Origin of the sequence: Streptomyces sp. NPDC052701 (genome assembly GCF_040678355.1) — a bacterium.
Lineage (GTDB): Bacteria > Actinomycetota > Actinomycetes > Streptomycetales > Streptomycetaceae > Streptomyces.
Genome location: NZ_JBFATO010000016.1, coordinates 75,171 through 97,384, shown reverse-complemented (window position 1 = coordinate 97,384; position 22,214 = coordinate 75,171). Strand labels below are relative to the sequence as shown.

20 protein-coding genes and 1 riboswitch are annotated in these 22,214 nt (G+C 74.0%); of the genes, 5 read left to right on the top strand and 15 right to left on the bottom strand.

The genetic code is table 11. The features are described from left to right. Positions 1–3: 3 nt before the first annotated feature. Positions 4–540, bottom strand: a complete 537-nt coding sequence (locus tag AB0L29_RS19885; protein WP_365828860.1) for a phosphatase PAP2 family protein — start codon at positions 538–540, stop codon at positions 4–6. A gap of 133 nt (positions 541–673) precedes the next feature. Here AB0L29_RS19885 and AB0L29_RS19880 point away from each other — a divergent pair, with 133 nt between their 5' ends. Together AB0L29_RS19880 and AB0L29_RS19875 are read left to right on the top strand one after the other, a co-directional pair. Further along, complete coding sequence (locus AB0L29_RS19880) at positions 674–2,053, top strand: FAD-binding oxidoreductase (RefSeq protein ID WP_365828858.1); 1,380 nt, start codon at positions 674–676, stop codon at positions 2,051–2,053. A gap of 19 nt (positions 2,054–2,072) precedes the next feature. Beyond that, positions 2,073–2,828, top strand: a complete 756-nt coding sequence (locus AB0L29_RS19875) for a decaprenylphospho-beta-D-erythro-pentofuranosid-2-ulose 2-reductase (RefSeq protein ID WP_365828856.1) — start codon at positions 2,073–2,075, stop codon at positions 2,826–2,828. Between the two features lie 44 nt (positions 2,829–2,872). On the opposite strand, the gene AB0L29_RS19870 is transcribed toward AB0L29_RS19875, so the two are convergent. The 6 genes from AB0L29_RS19870 to AB0L29_RS19845 form a co-directional block, all read right to left on the bottom strand. Beyond that, entirely contained in the window at positions 2,873–3,454 is a 582-nt protein-coding gene (locus tag AB0L29_RS19870; RefSeq protein ID WP_365828854.1) for a 2'-5' RNA ligase family protein, read from the bottom strand. 168 nt (positions 3,455–3,622) lie between these two features. Continuing rightward, positions 3,623–4,636: a tryptophan--tRNA ligase gene (gene trpS, locus AB0L29_RS19865; RefSeq protein WP_365828852.1), complete on the bottom strand. Its 1,014-nt coding sequence runs from the start codon at positions 4,634–4,636 to the stop codon at positions 3,623–3,625. 97 nt (positions 4,637–4,733) lie between these two features. Continuing rightward, a complete protein-coding gene (locus AB0L29_RS19860) occupies positions 4,734–6,182 on the bottom strand; it encodes a glycine hydroxymethyltransferase (RefSeq protein WP_365828850.1) in 1,449 nt (482 codons plus the stop codon). A 31-nt stretch (positions 6,183–6,213) separates the two neighbouring features. Next, positions 6,214–6,300, bottom strand: a riboswitch (ZMP/ZTP riboswitch). A gap of 232 nt (positions 6,301–6,532) precedes the next feature. Beyond that, entirely contained in the window at positions 6,533–7,717 is a 1,185-nt protein-coding gene (locus tag AB0L29_RS19855) for a glutathionylspermidine synthase family protein (RefSeq protein WP_365828848.1), read from the bottom strand. Between the two features lie 45 nt (positions 7,718–7,762). Then, the gene (locus AB0L29_RS19850) at positions 7,763–8,107 is read right to left on the bottom strand and encodes a hypothetical protein (protein ID WP_365828846.1); all 345 of its coding nucleotides are present in this window, start codon (positions 8,105–8,107) and stop codon (positions 7,763–7,765) included. Between the two features lie 160 nt (positions 8,108–8,267). After that, complete coding sequence (locus tag AB0L29_RS19845; RefSeq protein ID WP_365828844.1) at positions 8,268–9,653, bottom strand: PLP-dependent aminotransferase family protein; 1,386 nt, start codon at positions 9,651–9,653, stop codon at positions 8,268–8,270. 47 nt (positions 9,654–9,700) lie between these two features. Here AB0L29_RS19845 and AB0L29_RS19840 point away from each other — a divergent pair, with 47 nt between their 5' ends. The 3 genes from AB0L29_RS19840 to AB0L29_RS19830 are packed head-to-tail and all read left to right on the top strand — an operon-like array spanning position 9,701 to position 11,417. Next, positions 9,701–10,210, top strand: coding sequence for a carboxymuconolactone decarboxylase family protein (locus AB0L29_RS19840; protein ID WP_365828842.1), 510 nt, complete (start codon positions 9,701–9,703; stop codon positions 10,208–10,210). Further along, positions 10,207–10,683: a carboxymuconolactone decarboxylase family protein gene (locus tag AB0L29_RS19835; protein ID WP_365828840.1), complete on the top strand. Its 477-nt coding sequence runs from the start codon at positions 10,207–10,209 to the stop codon at positions 10,681–10,683. The genes AB0L29_RS19840 and AB0L29_RS19835 overlap by 4 nt, the downstream gene beginning before the upstream one ends. Beyond that, entirely contained in the window at positions 10,680–11,417 is a 738-nt protein-coding gene (locus tag AB0L29_RS19830) for an isocitrate lyase/phosphoenolpyruvate mutase family protein (RefSeq protein ID WP_365828838.1), read from the top strand. Before AB0L29_RS19835 ends, AB0L29_RS19830 begins: the two co-directional genes overlap by 4 nt. Positions 11,418–11,450: 33 nt before the next feature. Here AB0L29_RS19830 and AB0L29_RS19825 read toward each other — a convergent pair whose 3' ends face one another. The 8 genes from AB0L29_RS19825 to AB0L29_RS19790 all read right to left on the bottom strand — a co-directional run bounded on the left by AB0L29_RS19825 (position 11,451) and on the right by AB0L29_RS19790 (position 22,053). Then, positions 11,451–12,401, bottom strand: a complete 951-nt coding sequence (locus AB0L29_RS19825) for an ABC transporter substrate-binding protein (protein ID WP_365828836.1) — start codon at positions 12,399–12,401, stop codon at positions 11,451–11,453. Between the two features lies 1 nt (position 12,402). Further along, positions 12,403–14,346 carry an ABC transporter permease subunit gene (locus AB0L29_RS19820; protein ID WP_365828834.1) on the bottom strand — a complete coding sequence of 648 codons (1,944 nt, stop codon included), beginning with the start codon at positions 14,344–14,346 and terminating at the stop codon, positions 12,403–12,405. Next, positions 14,346–15,524 (bottom strand): glycine betaine/L-proline ABC transporter ATP-binding protein, encoded by a 1,179-nt coding sequence (locus tag AB0L29_RS19815; RefSeq protein WP_365828832.1) that lies wholly within the window; start codon positions 15,522–15,524, stop codon positions 14,346–14,348. The genes AB0L29_RS19820 and AB0L29_RS19815 overlap by 1 nt, the downstream gene beginning before the upstream one ends. Then, positions 15,521–17,050, bottom strand: a complete 1,530-nt coding sequence (locus AB0L29_RS19810) for a GMC oxidoreductase (protein ID WP_365828831.1) — start codon at positions 17,048–17,050, stop codon at positions 15,521–15,523. Before AB0L29_RS19810 ends, AB0L29_RS19815 begins: the two co-directional genes overlap by 4 nt. 134 nt (positions 17,051–17,184) lie before the next feature. After that, complete coding sequence (locus AB0L29_RS19805) at positions 17,185–18,705, bottom strand: aldehyde dehydrogenase family protein (protein ID WP_365828829.1); 1,521 nt, start codon at positions 18,703–18,705, stop codon at positions 17,185–17,187. A 192-nt stretch (positions 18,706–18,897) separates the two neighbouring features. Beyond that, entirely contained in the window at positions 18,898–19,893 is a 996-nt protein-coding gene (locus tag AB0L29_RS19800; protein ID WP_365828827.1) for a hypothetical protein, read from the bottom strand. A 40-nt stretch (positions 19,894–19,933) separates the two neighbouring features. Further along, positions 19,934–20,290, bottom strand: coding sequence for a hypothetical protein (locus AB0L29_RS19795; protein WP_365828825.1), 357 nt, complete (start codon positions 20,288–20,290; stop codon positions 19,934–19,936). 2 nt (positions 20,291–20,292) lie between these two features. Next, on the bottom strand, positions 20,293–22,053 hold the full coding sequence (locus AB0L29_RS19790; protein ID WP_365828823.1) for a hypothetical protein: 1,761 nt from the start codon (positions 22,051–22,053) through the stop codon (positions 20,293–20,295). Between the last annotated feature and the right edge of the window lie 161 nt (positions 22,054–22,214).

Here is a 22,214-nt window from a genome sequence, read left to right as displayed (position 1 = left end):
GTCTCAGTCACGGCCGCCCCCTCGCATCCAGCGCGCGCCCGCGCGTGCCGTGAGCGCGCCGAGGGCCGCCCCTGCCGCCACGTCCGACGGGTAGTGGACGCCGACGACCAGCCGGGAGAGGCACATCGCGGCGGCCAGCGGCGGCACCGCGTACGCCCCCAGGGCGCCGAAGGCGACGGCGGCGGCCGCGGCGGAGGTGGCGTGCGAGCTCGGGAAGGAGTGCCGGCCGGCGGTGCGCACCAGGGGATCGACGTGTGCGGGCCGCGGACGGCGCACGATCCGCTTCACCCCCATGCTGGCCAGGTGCGCGCCCGCGATGAGCGCGGTGCCGCGCAGCCAGGCGCCGCGCCGCGCGCCGTCCGCGGCGGCTCCGGCGAGACCGGCCGCGAGCCACAGCGCCCCGTGCTCGCCGGCCCAGGACAGGGCACGCGCGGCGGCGGCGACCCGGGGGTCGCCGCCGCGGGCGCGGAACACCGCGAGGATCCGGTGGTCCATGTCGTCGAGGCCGTCCACGCCGTCCATGTCGTCCATGTCGTCCATGTGGACCCACTGTTCACGCCGACCGGGCCGGAACTCCGGCAATATTGGGCGACATCCCATTAATCACCCATTTCGGGGAGAGAGGCCATGTTCCGGAACTGAGCCTCGACAAAGGGACGATACGGTCACCGACATGTCTGCCCACACCGTTTCCGTCCCGGGCGAGGACCGCGCCACCGTGACCGGCTGGGGCCGCACCGCCCCCACCACCGCCCGGCTGATCCGCCCCCGGACGTACCAGGAGGCCGTGGCCGCCCTGCAGGACTGCGGAGCGCGCGGCGGCATCCCCCGGGGTCTGGGGCGGGCGTACGGGGACGCGGCGCAGAACGCCGGCGGGGCCGTGCTCGACATGACGGGTCTGGACCGCATCCACGCGATCGACGCCGAGGGCGGCACCGTGCTGTGCGACGCGGGCGTCTCCCTGCACCGGCTGATGGAGGTCCTGCTGCCGCTCGGCTGGTTCGTGCCGGTGACGCCCGGCACGCGGTACGTGACCGTCGGCGGGGCCATCGGCGCCGACATCCACGGCAAGAACCACCACGTCTCGGGCTCCTTCTCCCGCCACGTGCTGTCGCTGGAGCTGCTCACCGCCGACGGCGCGATCCGCACCGTGCGGCCCGGCACCGCGCTGTTCGACGCCACCGCGGGCGGCATGGGCCTGACCGGCGTGATCCTGACGGCGACGGTCCGGCTCCAGCCCGTCGAGACCTCCCTGATGTCGGTCGACACCGAGCGCGCCACGGACCTCGACGACCTGATGGCCCGCCTGGCGGCCACCGACCACCGCTACCGCTACTCGGTCGCCTGGATCGACCTGCTGGCCCGCGGCGCGGCGACCGGCCGCGCGGTGCTCACCCGCGGCGACCACGCGCCCCTGGAGGCGCTGCCCGAGGGCACCCGCGCCCGCAGGGACCCGCTCGCCTTCCGCACCCCGCGCTTCCCGGCCGCCCCCGCCTTCCTCCCGGAGGGCCTGCTCAGCCGGACGACGGTGGGCCTGTTCAACGCGTTCTGGTACCGGAAGGCGCCCCGCGCGCGTACCGGCGAACTCCAGCGGATCCCCGCCTTCTTCCACCCCCTGGACGGGGTGCCCCACTGGAACCGGGTCTACGGCCGCGGCGGCTTCGTGCAGTACCAGTTCGTCGTCGGGCACGGCCAGGAGGACGCCCTGCGCCGGATCGTGCGGCGCATCTCCGAACGCCGCTGCCCGTCGTTCCTGGCGGTCCTCAAGCGCTTCGGGGAGGCCGATCCGGGCTGGCTGTCGTTCCCCGTGCCCGGCTGGACGCTGGCCCTGGACGTCCCGGCGAACCTGCCGGGCCTCGGCGCCTTCCTCGACGAGCTCGACGAGGAGGTCGCCGCGGCCGGCGGGCGCGTGTACCTCGCCAAGGACTCCCGGCTGCGACCGGAACTGCTCGCCGCCATGTACCCGCGGCTGGACGACTTCCGCGCCCTGCGCGCGGAGCTGGACCCGCGCGGGGTGTTCACCTCGGACCTGTCCCGCCGCCTCCATCTCTAGGCAACCTCTAGGAGCTGTCGTGAAGGACGCCTTCGGCCTCCCCCAGTCCCTGCTCGTCCTCGGCGGTACGTCCGAGATCGCGCTGGCCACCGCGCGCCGTCTGATCGCCCGGCGCACCCGCACGGTCTGGCTGGCGGGCCGTCCGTCGCCCGCCCTGGAGGAGGCCGCCGGACAGCTGCGCCGCCTCGGGGCCGAGGTGCACACCGTCGCCTTCGACGCGCTCGACCCCGCCGCCCACGAGGACATCTTCGGGAAGGTCTTCGCCGAGGGCGACGTCGACATGGTGCTGCTCGCCTTCGGACTTCTCGGCGACCAGGCGCGCGACGAGCGGGAGCCGGAGTCCGCGGTGCGGGTCGCGCAGACCAACTACACCGGCGCGGTCTCGGCGGGCCTGGTGTGCGCCCGCGCGCTGCAGTCCCAGGGCCACGGCTCCCTGGTCGTGCTGTCCTCCGTGGCGGGCGAGCGGGCCCGCCGCGCCAACTTCATCTACGGCTCCAGCAAGGCCGGCCTGGACGCCTTCGCCCAGGGCCTGGGGGACGCGCTGTACGGCACGGGCGTGCACGTCATGGTCGTACGCCCCGGGTTCGTCCGCACGCGGATGACCGCCGGGCTGGAGGAGGCGCCGCTCGCGACGACGCCGGAGGCGGTCGCGACGGCGATCGAGCTGGGCCTGCGGCGCCGCTCGGAGACGGTGTGGGTGCCGGGCGCGCTGCGCGTGGTGATGTCGGCGCTGCGGCACCTGCCGCGCGGGGTGTTCCGCCGGCTGCCGGTCTGACCCGGCCGCGGCGGCCGGGCGGGGCCGGCGGGGTCCGCCGCCGTTCAGCCCGCCCGGAGCGATCCCCGGTTCCCGGGCGCCGACGCCTGGGGCGGCACCACGGTCGACCCGAAGGGGAACTCGCGCAGCTTGCGCCACACCCCGTCGGCGCCCTGCTCGTACAGCGCGAACCCGGTGCACGGCCACTCGGCCTCGTAGTCGGCCAGTTCCTCGTACGCCCGGTCCATCGCCGCCTCGTCGATGCCGTGGGCCACCGTGACGTGCGGGTGGTAGGGGAACTGCAGTTCGCGCGCCACGGGCCCGGAGGCGTCGCGGACCTGCTTCTGCAGCCGGGTGCAGGCCTCGCCGCCCTCGGCGACCTGCACGAACACCACCGGTGACAGGGGCCGGAAGGTGCCCGTGCCGGACAGTCGCATGGGGAAGGGCCGGCCGGCCGCGGCGACCTCGGTCAGGTGCGCCTCGATGGCCGGCAGGTCGGCGTCGTCGACCTCCGTCGGCGGCAGCAGGGTGACGTGCGTGGGGATACCGTGAGCCGCGGCGTCGCCGAAGCCCGCGCGCAGCTGCTGAAGCCGGCTGCCGTGCGGCTCCGGGACCGCGATCGACACACCGATCGTTACGGTCCCCACGTCGTCTCCTGTCGTTCTGTCGGTGAAGCTCGTCCGGTTGGTGGAGCGGGCTCGGCCGCCGAAGCGTCACCCGGCTATCGACTGTACGGCCACAGGTGTGCCGCGGGCAGGCGCAAGCGGAGTGATGTGCAGCGCTGTCCGGTGGTACGGCGCCGCGCCCGGGCGGGTTCAGTGCTTGGCGGGCAGGAATCCCACCTTGTCGTACGCCTGGGAGAGGGTCTCCGCGGCGACGGCGCGCGCCTTCTCCGCGCCCTTGGCCAGGATCGAGTCGAGCGTCTCGGGGTCGTCCAGGTAACTCTGGGTGCGCTCCCGGAACGGCGTCACGAACTCGACCATCACCTCGGCGAGGTCCGTCTTGAGCGCACCGTAGCCCTTGCCGGCGTACTTCTCCTCCAGTTCCGCGACACCCGCCCCGGTGAGGGTCGAGTAGATGGTGAGGAGGTTGCTCACACCGGGCTTGTTCTCGACGTCGTAGCGGATGACCGTGTCGGTGTCGGTGACCGCGCTCCTGACCTTCTTGGCGGTGGCCTTCGGCTCGTCCAGGAGGTTGATCACGCCCTTCGGCGTGGACGCCGACTTGCTCATCTTGATCGACGGGTCCTGCAGGTCGTAGATCTTCGCCGTCTCCTTGAGGATGTACGGCTTGGGGACGGTGAAGGTGGGGCCGAAGCGGCCGTTGAAGCGCTCGGCGAGGTCGCGGGTGAGCTCGATGTGCTGGCGCTGGTCCTCGCCGACCGGCACCTCGTGCGCCTGGTACAGCAGGATGTCCGCGACCTGCAGGATCGGGTACGTGAACAGGCCGACGCTCGCGCGGTCGGCGCCCTGCTTGGCGGACTTGTCCTTGAACTGGGTCATGCGGGAGGCCTCGCCGAAGCCGGTGAGGCAGTTCATGACCCAGGCGAGCTGGGCGTGCTCGGGGACGTGGCTCTGGACGAAGAGGGTGCAGCGCTCCGGGTCGAGTCCGGCGGCCAGCAGCTGGGCCGCGGCCAGGCGGGTGTTGGCGCGCAGCTCCTTCGGGTCCTGCGGGACCGTGATCGCGTGCAGGTCGACGACCATGTAGAACGCGTCGTGGGTCTCCTGCAGGGCCACCCACTGGCGGACGGCGCCGAGGTAGTTGCCGAGGTGGAACGAGCCTGCGGTGGGCTGGATTCCGGAGAGCACGCGGGGTCGATCAGAGGCCATGCCCATCATTGTCTCAGAGAGCCCGGGCGGGCCGGGGCACGGGGAACCGCGGGCCCGGTGGGGCCGGTCGCGCGGTTCCCCGCGTCCCCGGGGCGGTTCAGCCGAGGTCGATCTCGGGGTACAGCGGGAAGCCCGCCACCAGGTCCGTCGCCCTGCGGGAGATCTCGTCCGCGATCTTCCCGTCCAGGACGTGGGAGGCCTTGGACGGGGCGCCCGACTTGGTGGTGCCGGGCTCGGCGGCGGTCAGGACGCGGTCGATGAGGGCCGCGATCTCGTCCATCTCGGCCGTGCCCAGGCCCCGGGTGGTCAGGGCGGGGGTGCCGACGCGGATGCCGGAGGTGTACCAGGCGCCGTTGGGGTCGGCCGGGATGGCGTTGCGGTTGGTGACGATGCCCGACTCCAGCAGCGCGGCCTCGGCCTGGCGGCCGGTGAGGCCGTAGGAGGAGGCGACGTCGATCAGGTTGAGGTGGTTGTCGGTGCCGCCGGTGACGAGGGTGGCGCCGCGCCGCGTCAGGCCCTCGGCCAGGGCGCGGGAGTTGTCGACGATGCGCCGGGCGTAGTCCTGGAAGGAGGGCTGCCGGGCCTCGGCGAGGGCGACCGCCTTGGCGGCCATGACGTGCGGGAGCGGCCCGCCGAGGACCATCGGGCAGCCGCGGTCGACCTGGTCCTTGAGGGAGTCGTCGCACAGGACCATGCCGCCGCGCGGGCCGCGCAGCGACTTGTGGGTGGTGGTGGTGACGATCTGGGCGTGCGGGACCGGGTCGAAGTCGCCGGTGAGGACCTTGCCGGCGACGAGGCCGGCGAAGTGGGCCATGTCGACCATGAGGGTGGCGCCGACCTCGTCGGCGATCTCGCGCATGATCCGGAAGTTCACCAGGCGGGGGTAGGCGGAGTAGCCGGCGACGATGATCAGCGGCTTGAACTCGCGGGCCTGGGCGCGCAGGGCGTCGTAGTCGATCAGACCGGTGGCCGGGTCGGTGCCGTAGGAGCGCTGGTCGAACATCTTGCCGGAGATGTTCGGGCGGAAGCCGTGGGTGAGGTGGCCGCCGGCGTCCAGGGACATGCCGAGCATGCGCTGGTTGCCGAAGGCCTGGCGCAGCTCGGCCCAGTCAGCGTCGGTCAGCTCGTTGATCTGGCGGACGCCGGTCTTCTGCAGGAACGGGGCCTCGACGCGGTCGGCGAGGACGGCCCAGAAGGCGACGAGGTTGGCGTCGATGCCGGAGTGCGGCTGGACGTAGGCGTGGCGGGCGCCGAACAGCTCGCGCGCGTGCTCGGCCGCCAGCGACTCCACGGTGTCGACGTTGCGGCAGCCGGCGTAGAAGCGGCGGCCGACGGTGCCCTCGGCGTACTTGTCGCTGAACCAGTTGCCCATCGCCAGCAGGGTGGCCGGGGAGGCGTAGTTCTCGGAGGCGATCAGCTTGAGCATCTCGCGCTGGTCGGCGACCTCCTGGCCGATGGCGTCGGCGACGCGGGGCTCGACGGCGCGGATCACGTCGAGGGCGGCGCGGTAGGCGGTGGAAGCGGTGGAGAGGGACTCGGCTGGCATGGGGACCTCCGGACGGTGCGTTCGGCGTTCACGGTACGGCCCAGGCGCACGGCACTCGTCGCTCGGGCCGCTCCCCGATGGTCGGTCCCATCCCAGCGCGCCAGTCACGGCCCGTCGGCCAGCCTACCGGGCGCGCCGGGGTGCGGGGCCGCCGCGTCCACCATGCGGCCGGGTCCGCGGAGGCCGGTCGCCGGCCGGGACGCGCCGGTGCTCGACGCACCGTCCCGCCTCGGCCGCGCGGGGCGGGACCGGCGCGGGGCGGGACCGCAGCCCCGGCAGGCGGGGACCGGCGCCGGGGAGGCGCCCGGGGGGTGCGGGGGCCGCCGGGGCGGCCGGGGCGGCCGGAGGGTTCAGAGGATGACGTGCGGCAGGAAGCGCGCGTACTCGTCGGTGACCAGACCCGAGGACTCGCGGATGCCGAGGCCGGCCGGCTCGTCCGCCACGACCCAGGCGCCGAGGACGACGCGGTTGCCGTCGAAGTCGGGCAGGGGGGCCAGCCGCTGGTAGCAGCAGGGCTCGTCGCGCAGGACCGGGGCCGCGCCGGGCTCGTGGACGGTGACTCCGGCGCCCTCGCGGCCCAGCAGGGGCTTGGCGACGTAGCCGTGGGCCGCGGCCAGCTCGCGGGGGCCGTCCAGGTAGGCGGGGAGCAGGTTCGGGTGGCCGGGGTAGAGCTCCCAGAGGATCGCCAGCAGGGCCTTGTTGCTCAGCAGCATCTTCCAGGCCGGCTCGATCCACAGGGTGGTGCCGGTGCCGCCGCCGTTGTCGAGGGTGTCCAGGACGTGGCCGGCGAAGCGGTCGGTGGTGAGCCACTCCCAGGGGTAGAGCTTGAAGATGCTGCGGATGAAGCGGAGCTTCGTGTCCACGAAGCGGCCGGAGAGGCGGTCCCAGCCGATCTCCTCCATGGAGATCCAGTCGGTGTCCAGGCCCGCCTGTTCGGCGGTCTCCTTCAGGTAGGCGACCGTCATCAGGTCCTCGCCGAGTTCGTCGGCCGAGGAGTGCGCGAAGTACAGGGGGCCGCCCGGCGGGAGGAGCGCGGCCTGCCCGCGCCAGGCGTCGATCAGGCGTTCGTGGAGGGAGTTCCACTGGTCGGCGCCGGGGAAGCGTTCCTCCATCCAGAACCACTGGGGGGAGGCGGCCTCGACGAGCGAGGTGGGCGTGTCGGCGTTGTACTCCAGCAGCTTGGCCGGGCCGGTGCCGTCGTAGCGCAGGTCGAACCGGCCGTAGACGGAGGGCAGTTCGGCGCGGCGCCGCCAGGCCTCGGCGACCGCACCGGCCACCCGCGGGTCGGTGATGCCGAGGTCGGCGAAGCGGTCCGCGGTGACGATGTGGTCGGCGGCCGCCAGGCACATGCCGTGCAGTTCCTCGACGACCTCCTCCAGCGCCTCCACCTCGGGCAGCGAGAAGACGTAGTAGGCGCTCTCGTCCCAGTAGGGGCGCAGGGAGCCGTCGGGGTGGCGGGTGAGGGGGTAGACGAGCCCCTGCTCCTCGACGGTCCGCTGCCAGCCGGGCCGGGGGTCGATGGTGCGGCGTTCCATGGCGTGCGTGCGCTCCCGTGCGACCGGTACGTCCCCGGGCCGCCCTCAGCCGCCGCCGCTGCCGGAGCCGGAGCAGCCGAAGCCGCCCCGGTCGACGGCCTCGCTGCGGCTGAAGGTGCCGTGGTCGGCGTAGCCGTTGCTGACCTCGGCGTCGTAGTACCAGGCGGCGTCCGCGCTCCTGCCCGCGCCGGTCTTCTTGCGGCCCTTGCCCACGGAGCCGGACTTGCAGTTCTTGTCCCCGATGATCTTGTAACCGTCGTAGGTGTAGCTGTCGCGGTCCACGCAGCGGCGGTCCGGCTCGGACCCGCACGCCGACAGGGCCGCCGCGAGGACACCCATGCCCCCGAGCACCACCGTGCTCGAACGCAGCCGCCGCCGTGTCTCCGCCATGTCCGTGTCTCCCCCTGGTGCGCCACCGGATGCGCGCGGTCCGGCGTGTGCGCACCGGTCCGCGGACGGCCAGCCTAGAGAGGGGGGTCCGCGGGCGCGCACGGACCCCCTGGCACACCGCTCCGGCACCCGCCGTTTCGCGGGTTTTGCCCCGGTGTGGTCACGGCAGTGCCTTGCACAGCGCTTCCAGGGTGGCCGCCCAGGCGTGGTCCGGCGGGGTGCCGTAGCCGACGACCAGGGCGTCGGGCGGGTCCACCGCGGCGGACGGGTGGCGGTGGCGGGACAGGCCGTGGACGGCCAGGCCCTGCCAGGCGGCCGCCTGGACCACCGACCGCTCGGTGCCGGGCGGGAGGTGCAGTACGGCGTGCAGGCCGGCCGCGATGCCGCCGACCCGCACCTCCGGCGCCCGGGCCGCGACGGCCCGGACGAGGGCGTCGCGGCGGCGCCGGTAGCGCAGCCGGGCCGCGCGGACGTGGCGGTCGTAGGCACCGGAGGTGATGAACTCGGCGAGGGTCAGCTGGTCGAGGACGCCCGGCGACCAGCCGCCGCCGAACCGGGTGACCTCCGGGACGAGCCGCGGCGGCAGGACCATCCAGCCCAGGCGCAGCCCCGGGGCGAGGGACTTGCTGGCGGTCCCCAGGTACACCACGTGGTCCGGGTCGAGGTCCTGGAGCGCGCCCACGGGCTGGCGGTCGTAGCGGAACTCCCCGTCGTAGTCGTCCTCCAGGATCAGCCCGCCGGTGCGGCGCGCCCAGTCGACGGCGGCGGCGCGGCGCTCGGGGCGCAGGGCGCCGCCCATCGGGAACTGGTGCGCCGGGTTGAGCAGCACGGCCGGTACGCCGTCCAGGTCCTGCGTGCGGGGGCCGAGCGCGTCGAAGGGCAGCGGCACGGTGCGCAGACCGGTGCGCTCCAGGAGGTTCCAGTGCACGTCCAGGCCGTACGGTTCGACGGCCAGGGTGCGCGGGCCGCGGGCGCGCAGCACCTCGCCGAGCAGCTTCAGGCCGTGCGCGAACCCGGAGCAGACGACGATGCGTTCGGGGTCGGCGCGCACGCCCCGCACCCGGGCGAGATAGCCGGCGAGCGCGGTGCGCAGTTCGGCACGGCCGCGCGGGTCACCGTAGCCGAGGGCGTCGTTCGGTGCGGCGGCGAGCGCGCGGCGGGCCGCCTTGAGCCACTCGGCGCGCGGGAAGGAGGCCAGGTCGGGGGTGCCCGGGACGAGGCTGTACGGGAGCCGGCCGGGCTTCCGGTGCGGGGCGGCGGGCGGGCCGGCCGGCCGGGGCTCCGCGTGGCCGGCGACCCGGGTGCCCGAGCCCTGCCGGGCCGTGAGCCAGCCCTCGGCGACCAGGTCGGCGTAGGCGTCGGCGACGGTGTTGCGGGCGATGCCGAGGTCGGCGGCGAGCGCGCGGGAGGACGGCAGCCGGGTGCCGGGCGCCAGCCGGCCCGAGCGGACGGCTTCGCGCAGCGCGTCGGTCAGGCCCCGGCGCACGCCCGGACCGCGCGGCTCCAGATGGAGGTCGATACCCAAAGTGGCCCACGGACTCGCCATGGAAATGGACCATACTCCTGGGCTGCTTCGTTCCTAGGGTCGAAGGCATGACGACGCACGCACCGCAGGCCACGACCGTGGAGTACGCCCCCGAACCCACCCCGCGCCTGGAGTGGGCCAAGCTCGTCCCGGACGTCTACAAGGCGATGGTCCGGCTCGACGCGGCGGCCCGCCGGGGCCTCGACCCGACGCTGTACGAGCTGGTGAAGATCCGCGCCTCCCAGATCAACCGCTGCGCCTTCTGCCTGGACATGCACACCAAGGACGCGCTCGCGGCCGGCGAGAGCGTCGAGCGCATCGTGCAGCTCAGCGCCTGGGAGGAGTCGCGGCACTTCTACACCGAAAAGGAGCTCGCGGCGCTGGAGCTGACGGAGGCCGTGACCGTCCTGACGGACGGCTTCGTGCCCGACGAGGTGTACGAGAAGGCCGCCCGGCACTTCGAGGAGGCCGAACTGGCCCAGCTGATCTCCGCGATCGCGGTGATCAACGCCTGGAACCGGTTCGGGGTGACCTGCCGTATGACGCCGGGCCACTACCGGCCGGGGCAGCACAAGTGACCCCTCGTACGACGCTCCTCGACCGCGAGGTCGGACAGGCCATGTCCGACCTCAGCGCCGCCGCGAAGAGAGGGCTCGGCGACCCCGCGCTCGCCGAGCTCGTGATGATCCGGGCCTCCCAGCTCAACCACTGCGCCTTCTGCCTGGACATGCACCTGACCATCACCCGGAAGCAGGGGGTCGATGAGCGGCAGCTCGGCCTGCTGGCCGCCCGGGAGGAGGCCGAGGGCGTCTTCGACGAGCGGGAGCGGGCGGCCCTCGCGCTGACGGAGGCGGTCACGGTCCTGGCCGGGGGCGCCTCTCGGGCTTCCGGCTCCGGGGCGGGCCACGTGCCCGACGAGGTGTACGAGGAGGCCGCCCGGCACTTCGACGAGGTCCGGCTCGCCTGCCTCATCGCGCTGATCGTCGCCATCAACAACTGGAACCGGGTGATGGTCGCGCGCCGGATCCCGCCCGGGGGGTACACACCGTGAGCAAGGCCGAGACGTTCCGGAAGCTGCACCACGGCCGGCCGCCCGGCGACCCCCTGGTCCTGCCCGGCCCCTGGGACGCGGCCAGTGCCCGGGTGTTCGAGGAGGCCGGGTTCCCGGCGCTCGCGACGCCCAGTGCGGGTGTCGCCGCCTCCCTCGGCTACGAGGACGGGCGGACGCCGGCCGACGAGATGTTCGCGGCGGTCGCCCGGATCGTACGGGCCGTGGACGTGCCGGTGTCGGCGGACGTCGAGGGAGGGTACGGCCTGGCGCCGAAGGAGCTGGTGGAGCGGCTGCTGGAGGCGGGGGCCGTGGGGTGCAACCTGGAGGACTCCGCCGACGGGGTGCTCCAGGACCCGCGTGCGCACGCCGACCGGCTCGCCGAGGTGCGGGCCGAGGCCGCCGGCCGGCTCTTCGTCAACGCGCGCGTCGACACGTTCCTCTGCGGGGTCACCGACCCGGAGCGTGCCGTCGAGCGGGCCGCGCGGTACGTGGCGGCGGGCGCCGACTGCGTGTACCCGATCGGCGCCCCGCCCGAGGTGCTGCCGCTGTTGCGGGCCGGGATCCAGGGACCGCTCAACGTGTTCGCCCGGCTGGACGGCGAGGGCCCCTCGCCCGCCGGACTCGGCGCGCGAGGGGCCACCCGGATCACCTTCGGGCCGGGACTGCAGCGCCGGGCGGCCACGGCGCTGCGGGAGACCGCGGCGGCCCTGCGGGCCCAGGGATCAAGGGCGTAAGGATCAAGGACGCCGGGATCAAGGACGCCGGGATCAGGGCAGCCACGCCTTCCACGTGGACGCGTGGCCGTCCACCCACCTCTTCGCCGCCTCCTCGGGCGGCAGCTTCCGCTCGGCGATCATCAGGGAGACCTCGTTCTGGTCCTCGGTCGTCCACTTGAACTTCCGCAGGAAGGCCGCCGCCTTGCCGCCGTCCTTCGCGAAGCCGGCGTTGAGGAACTTCTGCAGCGGCGTGTGCGGGTAGGCGCAGGCGACCTTCTCCGGGTCGGCGTCGCAGCCCTTCTTGTAGGGCGGCAGCTTCACCTCGGTCATCGGCACCTTCTCGAACAGCCACTGCGGCGTGTACCAGTAGGTCAGGAAGGGCTTCTTCTCCTTGGCGAACTGTTCGATCTGGGTGATCTGCGCGGCCTCCGAACCGGCGAAGACCACCTGGTAGTCCAGCTTCAGGTTCTTCACCAGCGCCTTGTCGTGGGTGACGTACGCCGGCGAGCCGTCCAGGAGCTGCCCCTTGCCGCCGCTCTCCGCGGTGCGGAACCGGTCGGCGTACTTGTTCAGGTTCTTCCAGTCCGTCACGTCCGGGTGCCGCTCGGCGAAGTAGTCCGGGACGAACCAGCCGATGTGCCCGGTGACGCCGAGGTCGCCGCCGCGCACGATGGTCTTCTTCTCCTCGACGTACCGCTTCTCCTGCTCGGGGTGGCCCCAGTCCTCCAGGAGCGCGTCGATCCGGCCCTGGCTGAGCGCGTCCCAGGCGGGGACCTCGTCCATCTGGACGGTGTCGACGCGGTAGCCGAGTTCGTGCTCCAGCAGGTACTCGACGACGGCCACGTTGGCCTGGGCGCCGACCCAGGAGGGCACGGACAGGGTGACCGTCCTCGCGCCCCGGGCGTCCGCGAACGGCGAGGCCTGCCGGGTCATGTCGGCGGCGCCGCAGCCGGTGGTCAGCGCCAGCACCGCCAGGGCCGCCGTGATGCGCGTGCGGAACATCTCAGGCTCCCCTCCTCGTACGGCGGTCCGTCGGCTGCGTCACCCGGTCCAGCATCAGGCCGAGGCAGACGATGGCCGCGCCGGCCACCAGGCCGGTGGCCAGGTCGCCCTGGGCGAGACCGAAGACGACGTCGTAGCCGAGGGCGCCGCCGCCGACCAGGCCGCCGATGATGACGACGGCGAGGACCAGGACGACGCCCTGGTTGACGGCGAGCAGCAGCGCCGGCCGGGCGAGCGGCAGCTGGACCTGCCGCAGCTGCTGGAAGCCGCTCGCGCCGAGCGAGCGGGCGGACTCCAGGGCGGCCGGGTCGACCTGGCGCAGGCCCTGGGCGGTGATGCGGACCACGGCCGGCAGCGCGTAGACGACGGCCGCGGCGACGGCGGGGGCGCGGCCGACGCCGAAGAGGGCGACGACCGGGATCAGGTACACGAACTGCGGCATCGTCTGGAAGACGTCCAGGGCGGGCCGCAGCAGGCGTTCGACGCGGTCGCTGCGGGCCGCCGCGACACCGGTCGCGAAGCCGGTGACGAGGGTGACGGCGACGGCCGCCAGCACCTGCGAGAGCGTGTCCAGCGACGGCTTCCACACGCCGAGCACGCCGATCGCGGTCATGGCGAGGACGGCGGTCAGCGCGGTGCGCCAGGTGCCGATCAGCCAGGCCAGGGCGGCGACGATCAGCAGGACGGACCACCAGGGCAGCCCGTGCAGGCCGTCCCGGAGCGGATCGAGCACCCAGGCGGTGAAGCGGCCCGCCCAGTCGGCGGTGCCGCCGACGACGGGCACGCCCGAGTAGAGGTGCGCGGTCATCCAGTCGACGGCGCGGTTGACGGGCCCGGCGATGCCGACGGTCCAGGCGTCGGGCCAGTCGAGACGGCCCGCCAGGCGTCCGGCCACCGCGACGGCGACGGCGGCGGCCAGGGCGGACACCCACTTCAGAGGGGCCCTGCGCGCGGTGCCGATCCTCTCCCCCGCCGCGCCCGTCACCCGGTCCAGGACCACGGCGAGCAGCACGATCGGGACGCCGGCCGCGAGCGCCGCGCCCACGTCGACCGTCGCGAGCGCCTGGTAGACGCGGTCGCCGAGGCCGCCCGCGCCGATGACCGACGCGATGACCGCCATGGACAGCGCCATCATGATCGCCTGGTTGACGCCGAGGAGGATCTCCCTGCGGGCCAGCGGGAGGCGCGCGGTCAGCAGCCGCTGCCGGGCGGTGGCGCCCAGCGACTCGACCGCCTCCAGCACCTCCTTGTCGGCGCCGCGCAGTCCGAGCGCGGTGAGCCGGGCCATGGGCGGGGCGGCGTAGACGACCGTGGCCAGCACGGCGGCGGGGACGCCGATGCCGAAGACCAGCACCACCGGCAGGAGGTAGGCGAAGGCGGGCAGCACCTGCATGGTGTCCAGCACCGGGCGCAGCGCGCGGTGCATACGGCCGGACAGCCCGGCGGCGAGACCGAGCAGCGCGCCGACGACGACGGACGCGGCGACGGCCACCACCATCAGGGCGAGCGTCTGCATGGTCGGCACCCACATGCCCAGCGCGCCGCAGGCGAGGAACGCGACCGCCGTGCCGAGGGCGAGCCGGAGCCCGGCGACGCGCCACGCCACGAGGGCGCCCAGCGCCGTGACGCCCGCCCAGCCCAGTGCCAGCAGGGCCAGGTAGACGGCCCGTACGGCGATGACGACGGCGTTGCTGAGGTGGCCGAAGAAGTACAGGAACAGCGGGTGGCTGTCCCGGTTGTCGATGATCCAGTCGCTGGCCGCGGTGAGCGGCCCGGAGACGTCGACCGTCAGCGCGCCGGGCCAGCTGCCGCTCGCCCAGCGGGCGTCCGCGAGCGGCACCAGGATCGCGGCGGCCACGGCGAGCAGCAGCAGCTTGCGGACGGCCGGGTGCTTGAGGGCGCCGGGGAGCGCGGGGCGGGGGACCTGTGCGGTGATCGTCGCCATCAGACCGCCTCCTTGGGCTGCTCCGTTCCGGGCACGAGGGGCGGTGCCGTCCTCACCACCCCGGAAGGCGCCCTGCCGGTCCCCGTCGCGGGGAGCCGCTCCCCGCCGGCGGCCACGGGCTGTTCCGTCCCGGCCACCACCCCGAGCAGCGCGTCGGAGTCGACCACGCCCAGGCAGCGGCCGTGGTCCACGACACGGGCCGGGGCGCCCGCCCGGGCGACCGCCTCGATCGCCTCGGAGACGGTCGCGTCGGGACGGACCGCAGGGCCGCTGCCCGCCTCGTCGGCCGTCGCGCTGCGCATGGCCGTACGGACCGTCATGACCTGCTCGCGCGGCACGTCCCGGACGAACTCCCGGACGTAGGCGTCGGCGGGCGAGCCCACGATCTCCTCGGGGGTGCCGAGCTGGACGACCCGGCCGTCGCGCATCAGGGCGATGCGGTCGCCGAGCTTGAGGGCCTCGGTGAGGTCGTGGGTGATGAAGACCATCGTGCGGCCCTCCTCGCGGTGCAGCCGGACCACCTCCTCCTGCATCTCGCGCCGGATGAGGGGGTCGAGCGCGCTGAACGGCTCGTCGAAGAGCAGCACCTCGGGATCGACGGCGAGGGCGCGGGCGAGGCCGACGCGCTGGCGCTGACCGCCGGAGAGCTGGCCGGGGCGGCGCTGTTCCATGCCCTCCAGGCCGACCTTGGCGACGACCTCGGCGGCCCGCTCGCGCCGCTCGGCCCGGCCGACGCCCTGGATCTCCAGGCCGTAGGCGACGTTGTCGAGGACCGTGCGGTGCGGCAGCAGGCCGAAGTGCTGGAAGACCATGGCGGCCCGGTGCCGGCGCAGTTCGCGCAGACGGGTCTTGTCCATGGCGCGGACGTCCTCGCCGTCGATGGCGATGGTGCCCGCCGTCGGCTCGACCAGCCGGGTCAGGCAGCGCACCAGCGTGGACTTGCCGGAGCCGGACAGGCCCATGACGACGAAGACCTCGCCCTTGCGCACGTCGAAGCTGACGTCCCGCACCGCGGCCGTGCAGCCGGTGCGCTCGCGCAGCTCGGCGGGGTCGAGGGCGGTGAGCTCGGGGTCGCCGGGGATCCGGTCGGCCTTGGGGCCGAAGATCTTCCACAGGCCCTCGACGGAGAAGACGGGGTGGGCCGTCCCGGCGGGCGTCCGCACGGTCGTGGTCGTCACGCGGCACCCCCGATCAGGTCGGCGGCCTTCTCCCCGACCATGAGCACGGCGATCATCGGGTTCACGGTGGTCATGGTCGGGAAGACGGAGGCGTCGGCGACGCGGATGCCCTCCAGGCCGCGGATCCTCAGCTCCGGGTCGACCACGGCCAGTTCGTCGTCCGGGGCGCCCATCTTGCAGGTGCCCGCCGGGTGGTACACGGTGTGGGCGACCCTGCGGGCGTACTCGCTCAGCTCCTCGTCGCCCGTGACGTCCGGGCCGGGGCACACCTCACGCTTGAGCCAGCCGGCCAGCGGCTCGGTGCCGGCGATCTCGCGGGCGATCCTGATGCCGTCGACGAGGGTGCGGGCGTCGTAGTCGTCCTCGTCGGTGAAGTAGCGGAAGTCCAGCGCGGGCTTCTCGGCGGGGTCCGCGCTCCTCAGGTACAGCCGGCCGCGGCTCTTCGGCTTGGGGATGTTCGGGGTCATCGACACGCCGAACTCCGGCCGCCGGTAGCCCAGTCGCTCCGGATGGTCCGTGAACGGGATCTGGTAGAAGTGGAACATCAGGTCGGGCCCCGGCCGGCCGGGGTCGCGGCGCACGAACAGGCCCGCGTCGGAGTCCATCGCGGAGTTCTCCGGCAGGGGGCCGTTCGTCTCCCACACGATCACCGACTCGGGGTGGTCGAGCAGGTTCTCGCCGACGCCGGGCAGGTCGTGGACGACCGGGATGCCGAGGGCCTCCAGGTCCGCGCGGGGGCCGATGCCCGAGTGCAGCAGCAGCCGGGGCGAGTCGACGGCGCCCGCGCACAGCAGGATCTCGCGCCGGGCGCGGACCAGCAGGTCCTCACCGTCCTTGGTGCGGACGTGGACGCCCTCGGCGCGGCTGCCGTTCAGCTGGAGCCGGTACGCCCAGGTCTCCAGGAAGAGCGTGAGGTGGGGCCGCTCGTCCATCACCGGGTGCAGGTACGCCACCGACGCCGAGGAGCGCTTGTTGGTCTCGGGGTGGTAGGCCAGGTCGAAGAAGCCGGCGCCCTCGGTGAACGGCTCCTTGTTGAAGCCCTCGATGCGCGGCACGCCCAGCGCGGCCCGGGCGGCGTCGACGAAGTCGCGGGCGATGGCGTTCCGGTCCTTCTCGTCGACCGGGACGATGTTGTTGAGCAGACGGGCGTAGTACGCCTCCATCTGCGCCGCGCCCCAGCCCTTGGCGCCGGCCTCCTCCCACTCGTCCCAGTCGGAGGGCAGCGGCTTGAACGCGATGAGGGTGTTGTGCGAGGAGCAGCCGCCCAGGACGCGGGCGCGGCTGTGCCGGATGTGCGAGTTGCCGCGGGGCTGTTCGGTGGTCGGGTAGTCGTAGTCCAGCTCGCCGCCGAGCAGGCCCATCCAGCGGCGCAGGGTCAGCACGTCGTCGCGGCCGACGTCGCTGGGGCCGCCCTCGATGACGGCGACGGTGACGCCGGGGTCCTCGGTCAGCCGGGAGGCGATGACGGAGCCGGCGGTGCCGCCGCCTATGACGACGTAGTCGAACTCGTGGGTGTGATCGGCCATGGGCATGGTACTCCAGGGGGGATGGGGGACAGGTGGGCGAAGTGCTTCTCTCGGTGCGTCTCGGAGGGCCCGGTGCGTTCGGTGCGTCTCGACGGGCCCGGTGCGTGGGGGCGCCGCACTCGAAAGGGGGCGGCTCAGCCCGCGAACCAGCGCACCGGCCTGGGCGCGAGGTTCTGGTAGACGTGCTTGGTCTCGCGGTACTCGGCCAGTCCGGCCGGGCCGAGCTCGCGGCCCACTCCGCTCCTGCCGAAGCCGCCCCACTCCGCCTGCGGGAGGTAGGGGTGGAAGTCGTTGATCCAGACGGTGCCGTGGCGCAGCCGGCCCGCGACCCGGCGGGCCCGGCCCGCGTCGGCGGTCCACACGGCGCCGGCGAGCCCGTACTCGGTGTCGTTGGCGAGGGCGACGGCCTCGTCCTCGGTGCGGAAGGTCTCGACGGTGAGGACCGGGCCGAAGACCTCCTCGCGCACGACCCGCATCCCCCGGTGGCACCGGTCCAGGACGGTGGGCTCGTAGAAGTAGCCGCGCTCCGGCCGCTGGGGTGACGGCTCGGGACGCCTGCCGCCGCAGCGCAGCACCGCGCCCTCCGCGAGCGCCGAGGCGACGTGCTCCTCGACCTTGGCGCGATGCTGCTCGGAGACGAGCGGGCCGCACTCGACGCCGTCCTCGGTGCCGCGGCCGAGCCTGATCCTGCGGGCGCGGCGGGCGAGCTCGGCGACGAAGCGGTCGCGGACCGACTCCTCGACGATGAGCCGCGCGCCCGCCGAGCAGACCTGGCCGCTGTGGATGAAGGCCGCGTTGAGCGCCTGGTCGACGGCGGTGTCGAAGGACTCGTCGGTGGCGCAGGCGTCGGCGAAGACCACGTTGGGGTTCTTGCCGCCGAGTTCGAGGGCGACCTTCTTCACGCTCGGGGCGGCGGCCCGGGCCACCTTGACGCCGCTGGCCAGGCCGCCGGTGAAGGAGATCAGGTCGACGTCGGGGTGCTCGGCGAGCCGGGCGCCGACCGTGTGGCCGGGGCCGGTGACGATGTTGGCGACGCCGGCGGGCAGGCCCGCCTCCACCAGCAGTCCGACGAGCTCGACGGTCGTCAGCGGGGTGATCTCGCTGGGCTTGACGACGAAGGTGTTCCCGGCGGCGAGGGCGGGCGCGATCTTCCAACTGGCCTGCAGCAGGGGGTAGTTCCAGGGCGTGATCATCGCGCAGACGCCGACCGGCTCGTGCACGACCACGCTGTGGACGTCGGGCGAGCCGGCGTCGACCACACGGCCCGGGGCCTCGGCGGCGACCAGGTCGGCGAAGTAGCGGAAGGCGTCGGCGACGCAGTCGACGTCGATCCGGCCCTCCTCGAGGGTCTTGCCCGCGTCGCGGCTCTCCAGCAGGCCGAGCCGCTCCCGGTCGCGGACGAGCAGGTCGGCGACGCGGCGCAGCAGCGCGGCGCGCTCGGCGACGGGCGTGCGGGGCCACTCGCCCTCGTCGAAGGCGCGCCGGGCGGCGGCGACCGCCAGGTCGGCGTCCCGCTCGTCGCCCTCCGCGACCACGGCGAACGGCAGGGCGTCCGCGGGGTCGAGGATCTCGCGCGTGGCGCCGGAGACGGCCGCTCGCCACTCCCCTCCCGCGTGGATGGTGGCGCGCGCCTGGAGTTCCGTACTTTCGGCCATGCTCGGTCAAGCCTTCCGTTCCTGTTCAGTGCCCCTGTGTGACATGCGGGTCACTCACGGACCGGGTGCACCTGCCCTGGCCCCCGGGATGCATGCGCGATCCATGGCCGAAAGTGCGCTGCGTCACGGGAAATGCGGGCGGAGCGGAACAAAAGGCCGCGGTGCCGAGCCGGTTGGCCTCCGTCGCCGGGCTCAGTCCAGTGCCGGGTCCGCCGCGCAGGTCGTGTGCGGCGGGCAGAAGTGGCGGCGGGCCGTGTCGAGCAGTTCGCGTTCGTCCTCGCGGCCGTCCGCGTCGGGACCGTAGGCGGCGATCGCGTACACCCTGCCGTCCGCGGCCCGGAACCGGTCGTCGACGACGTGCCAGGTGCCGACGTCGGGTTCGCCCTTGATCGAGGCGGCGAGGTACTCGAGCCGGGCGCCGGTGACGCCGCCGTCGTCCAGCTGCCGCAGGGACAGCTTCCTGAAGCCCGCGGCCTTCGGTGTCGCGTCGGAGAGGAACAGGTCGAAGGACGCCTCGGGGGACGCCTCCTCCACCTCGAACACCTGCAGCCGCCGTTCGCCGTCCGCACTGCGGTAATGGACCACGTCCATCCCGTACTGGGAGGGCACCGCCCGGCGCGTCCAGCCCGGCGGCCGGGCGAGGGTGAAGCCCTCGGCGTCCTCGTGGAGCTCGTATCCGGCGGGGAGCCCGGCGGCCGGGTCGGACGGCGTGGCCGGGTCGTCGGCGGACGGCGTGCCCGGATCGTCGGTGGTAGGCCCGGTGCCCGGCGTGCCCGGCGACGACGGTCCGGCCGTCGGGGAGGTGCTCGCCGGCACCGCACCGTCGTCCCTGCCGCCGCCCGGACCGTCCGCGCCGTCGCCGTCACCGACCAGCAGGGTCAGCACCAGGGCCGCGGCGACTCCGGCCGCGACGGCCCCGCCCAGCACGGACCACACCAGCCGGCGGCTGTGCCCGCGGGCGGCGGGCGGCCCCGGGGCCGCCCGGTCGGCGACGGTCCAGGAGTCGTCGTACGGCACCTCGGGGGCGGACCAGGCCGCACCGTCCGGCTGCCCGCCGCCGCGGCCCTGCGGCACGGGGGGCGGGGAGCCGGGGCGGGGCGGCGGGGGCGGGGTGGCCGGGGCCGTCCCCCCGGTGCCGTCCTCCCAGCGCTGGGTCTCCTCGTTCCAGTACCTCGGTCCCCCGCTCATCGCACTCCTCTCAGGTCTCCACGAGCCGCGTCCCCGGTCCTCACATGCCGAGCAGCCCGGCGACGGTCCCCGCCGACGCGAACAGCGCCAGGACGGCCTGGGCGTCGTCGAGCAGTTCCCGCAGCCGCTGGAGGCGGCCCTCGCCGGCCGTGCCGGTGCGGGCGATCTCCTCCTCGGTCTCCGCGAGGGCCGCCTCCAGCCGTGCGGTCTGCTCGCTCTCGCGCACCCGGGTCAGATCGGCGCGCAGTTCGCGTACGGCGTTCAGCAGCTCCTCGGCCGCCGCGTCGCGCTCCGCCGGGGCGCCGTGGTGGTGGCTCTCGGCGTGCGCGTGGCTGCCGATGGCGAAGGTGGCGTGCGACGCGTTGCCGATGTGGACGCTCGGCTCCTGGGAGGCCATGGCTAGTCGGATCCCTTCTGCGGCCGGGGGCCGCCGGTCGTGGAGGTGGCACGGGCGTCACCGCCGACGGCGAACGTGGCACCCTCGGCGTGGTCGATCTGCACGGCGCCCCTGCTGAAGTTGACGATCTTCTGCACGAACTCGCCGGTCTGGTAGCCGGCGTCGGCCAGGGCCAGGCGCACCCCGTTGCCGACGCGGTCCTGGATGCTCCTGAGGTAGCGGGTGGCGTCCATCTCCTGGAAGGTGGAGCCGACGGGCACCGAGGCCAGCTCGCGCACGGAGACGGCGGGGCCGTCGGGCAGCGCGCCCGCGTGGCCGCCGGTCAGCAGCCGCCACGCGTACCCCAGGCCCCGGGCGAGGGTGACCAGGGAGCGGCCCGCGGAGCCGGGCACCAGGGCGAACGCCCCGGCCGCCTTGCCCAGCACGCTGTTGTGGCGGAACCGGTGGGCGGCGCGGTCGGCGTCCTTGAAGTCCGCGCGCACCGGGGTCAGCACGTGCGGGGCGATCTCCAGCATGAGCATGCGGCCCTGCGTGTGGACCCGTACGAAGACGGTGACGACCAGCTCCTCCTCCCAGCCGCCGACCCGGATGCGCAGGAAGTGCCGCCGCTTCTCGGCGCCCTCCTCGACGGCACGCGCCCGGTGCCGTTCGAACTCGTGCGGGCCGTAGGGGGCCTCCTCGCGGCGGGAGAGCCCCTCGGCGGGCAGGAACACGCACTCGTCGATCTCCAGCCGGCGCAGCCGGTCGCGCACCCCGGCACCCGCGTACTCGGAGGGCGTGCGCAGCTGTTCGAGCAGGGGCCGGACCCGGTCGAGGACGACGCGGTTGCTGAGCGGCTGCTGCTCCTTCTCCGGGTCCGGCCGCAGTTCGACGGCGAGCACCCAGGTGTCGTACGCCGCTCCGGCCCCGCAGAACGGGCGCGCCTCGTGGTACATGACCAGCGGCGCGTGCTGTTCCAGCCGGATGCGCCCCATCAGCCGCCGGAAGCGGTGGCCCTCCGCGTGTTCGGCGGGGTCCTCGGAGGCGTTCGGGAAGCGCCGCGGGGACAGTTCGGCGGTGAGCGCGCGGGCGAACTGGTCGCGCTGCGCGGCCGCGCACAGCGCGATGAGCACGAGCACCGCGATCCCGAACCAGGCCTGCCACACCTCGGCCATCCCGGTGGCGCCGTCGAGGGAGGGGGCCACCACGTCGCCGACGTCCAGCTCGCCGGAGCCGCCGTAGCCGTAGGGATCGTAGGAACCGGAGGAGGACCCGTACGAGGAGCCGTCGTCCGCGCCGCCGCCGAACGCGACGAGGACCAGGACGGCCAGGAACACCACGAACGTGGCACGGCCCCACCAGCGCATCAGGAACGCGATGATCCGCCGGTACAGGTGCGGCTGCTCCGCTCGGCCCCTGACCCAGGGCGCCAGGGCGAGCAGCACACTGGGCCACAGGAAGAGGGCCAGCAGCCAGCCGCTCAGCGGCATGCCGACCACCCACAGCGCGACGACGGCCGCGGACCACAGCAGCTCCTGCCGCCTGGCCCGCAGCGCGTGCGCGAGGACCCGGGCCGCGTCGAAGCCGAGGGACGGGGCCACGATCCGCTGCTCGTTGAGGTACAGCTCGTCGATGACGCGGTCCCGGTAGCCGGAATCCAGGTACGCGCCCGCGCACAGCAGCCGGGTGGCCTCGCTGGCGTGCGGCGGCGTGGGCGGCGGAAGGTCCGCCGGCGTTCCGGTGTCCGTGTGTGGCGGCTGTTGCGGCAGGTGTGCGGTGCTCACGGCGCTCCCCCGATGCGCGACAAGTCCCTTGCGGACCTCAGAGACTGAAACCCCATCAGCTTAGGGGACGAGTGGGGCCGCACAGAACCGGATTGTCAAGTGAGGGATCGTGTGAAACCCGCCCCTCCGCGGGGCCGCCCCCTTCCGGTGCCGCCCCCTTC

Bases quoted from the DNA above. Each gene is read 5' to 3' on its own strand.
- AB0L29_RS19885 (WP_365828860.1), bottom strand. From the start codon at position 540: ATGGACGACATGGACGACATGGACGGCGTGGACGGCCTCGACGACATG.
- AB0L29_RS19880 (WP_365828858.1), top strand. From the start codon at position 674: ATGTCTGCCCACACCGTTTCCGTCCCGGGCGAGGACCGCGCCACCGTG.
- trpS (WP_365828852.1), bottom strand. From the start codon at position 4,636: ATGGCCTCTGATCGACCCCGCGTGCTCTCCGGAATCCAGCCCACCGCA.
- AB0L29_RS19860 (WP_365828850.1), bottom strand. From the start codon at position 6,182: ATGCCAGCCGAGTCCCTCTCCACCGCTTCCACCGCCTACCGCGCCGCC.
- AB0L29_RS19855 (WP_365828848.1), bottom strand. From the start codon at position 7,717: ATGGAACGCCGCACCATCGACCCCCGGCCCGGCTGGCAGCGGACCGTC.
- AB0L29_RS19850 (WP_365828846.1), bottom strand. From the start codon at position 8,107: ATGGCGGAGACACGGCGGCGGCTGCGTTCGAGCACGGTGGTGCTCGGG.
- AB0L29_RS19845 (WP_365828844.1), bottom strand. From the start codon at position 9,653: ATGGCGAGTCCGTGGGCCACTTTGGGTATCGACCTCCATCTGGAGCCG.
- AB0L29_RS19840 (WP_365828842.1), top strand. From the start codon at position 9,701: ATGACGACGCACGCACCGCAGGCCACGACCGTGGAGTACGCCCCCGAA.
- AB0L29_RS19825 (WP_365828836.1), bottom strand. From the start codon at position 12,401: ATGTTCCGCACGCGCATCACGGCGGCCCTGGCGGTGCTGGCGCTGACC.
- AB0L29_RS19820 (WP_365828834.1), bottom strand. From the start codon at position 14,346: ATGGCGACGATCACCGCACAGGTCCCCCGCCCCGCGCTCCCCGGCGCC.
- AB0L29_RS19810 (WP_365828831.1), bottom strand. From the start codon at position 17,050: ATGGCCGATCACACCCACGAGTTCGACTACGTCGTCATAGGCGGCGGC.
- AB0L29_RS19805 (WP_365828829.1), bottom strand. From the start codon at position 18,705: ATGGCCGAAAGTACGGAACTCCAGGCGCGCGCCACCATCCACGCGGGA.
- AB0L29_RS19800 (WP_365828827.1), bottom strand. From the start codon at position 19,893: ATGAGCGGGGGACCGAGGTACTGGAACGAGGAGACCCAGCGCTGGGAG.
- AB0L29_RS19795 (WP_365828825.1), bottom strand. From the start codon at position 20,290: ATGGCCTCCCAGGAGCCGAGCGTCCACATCGGCAACGCGTCGCACGCC.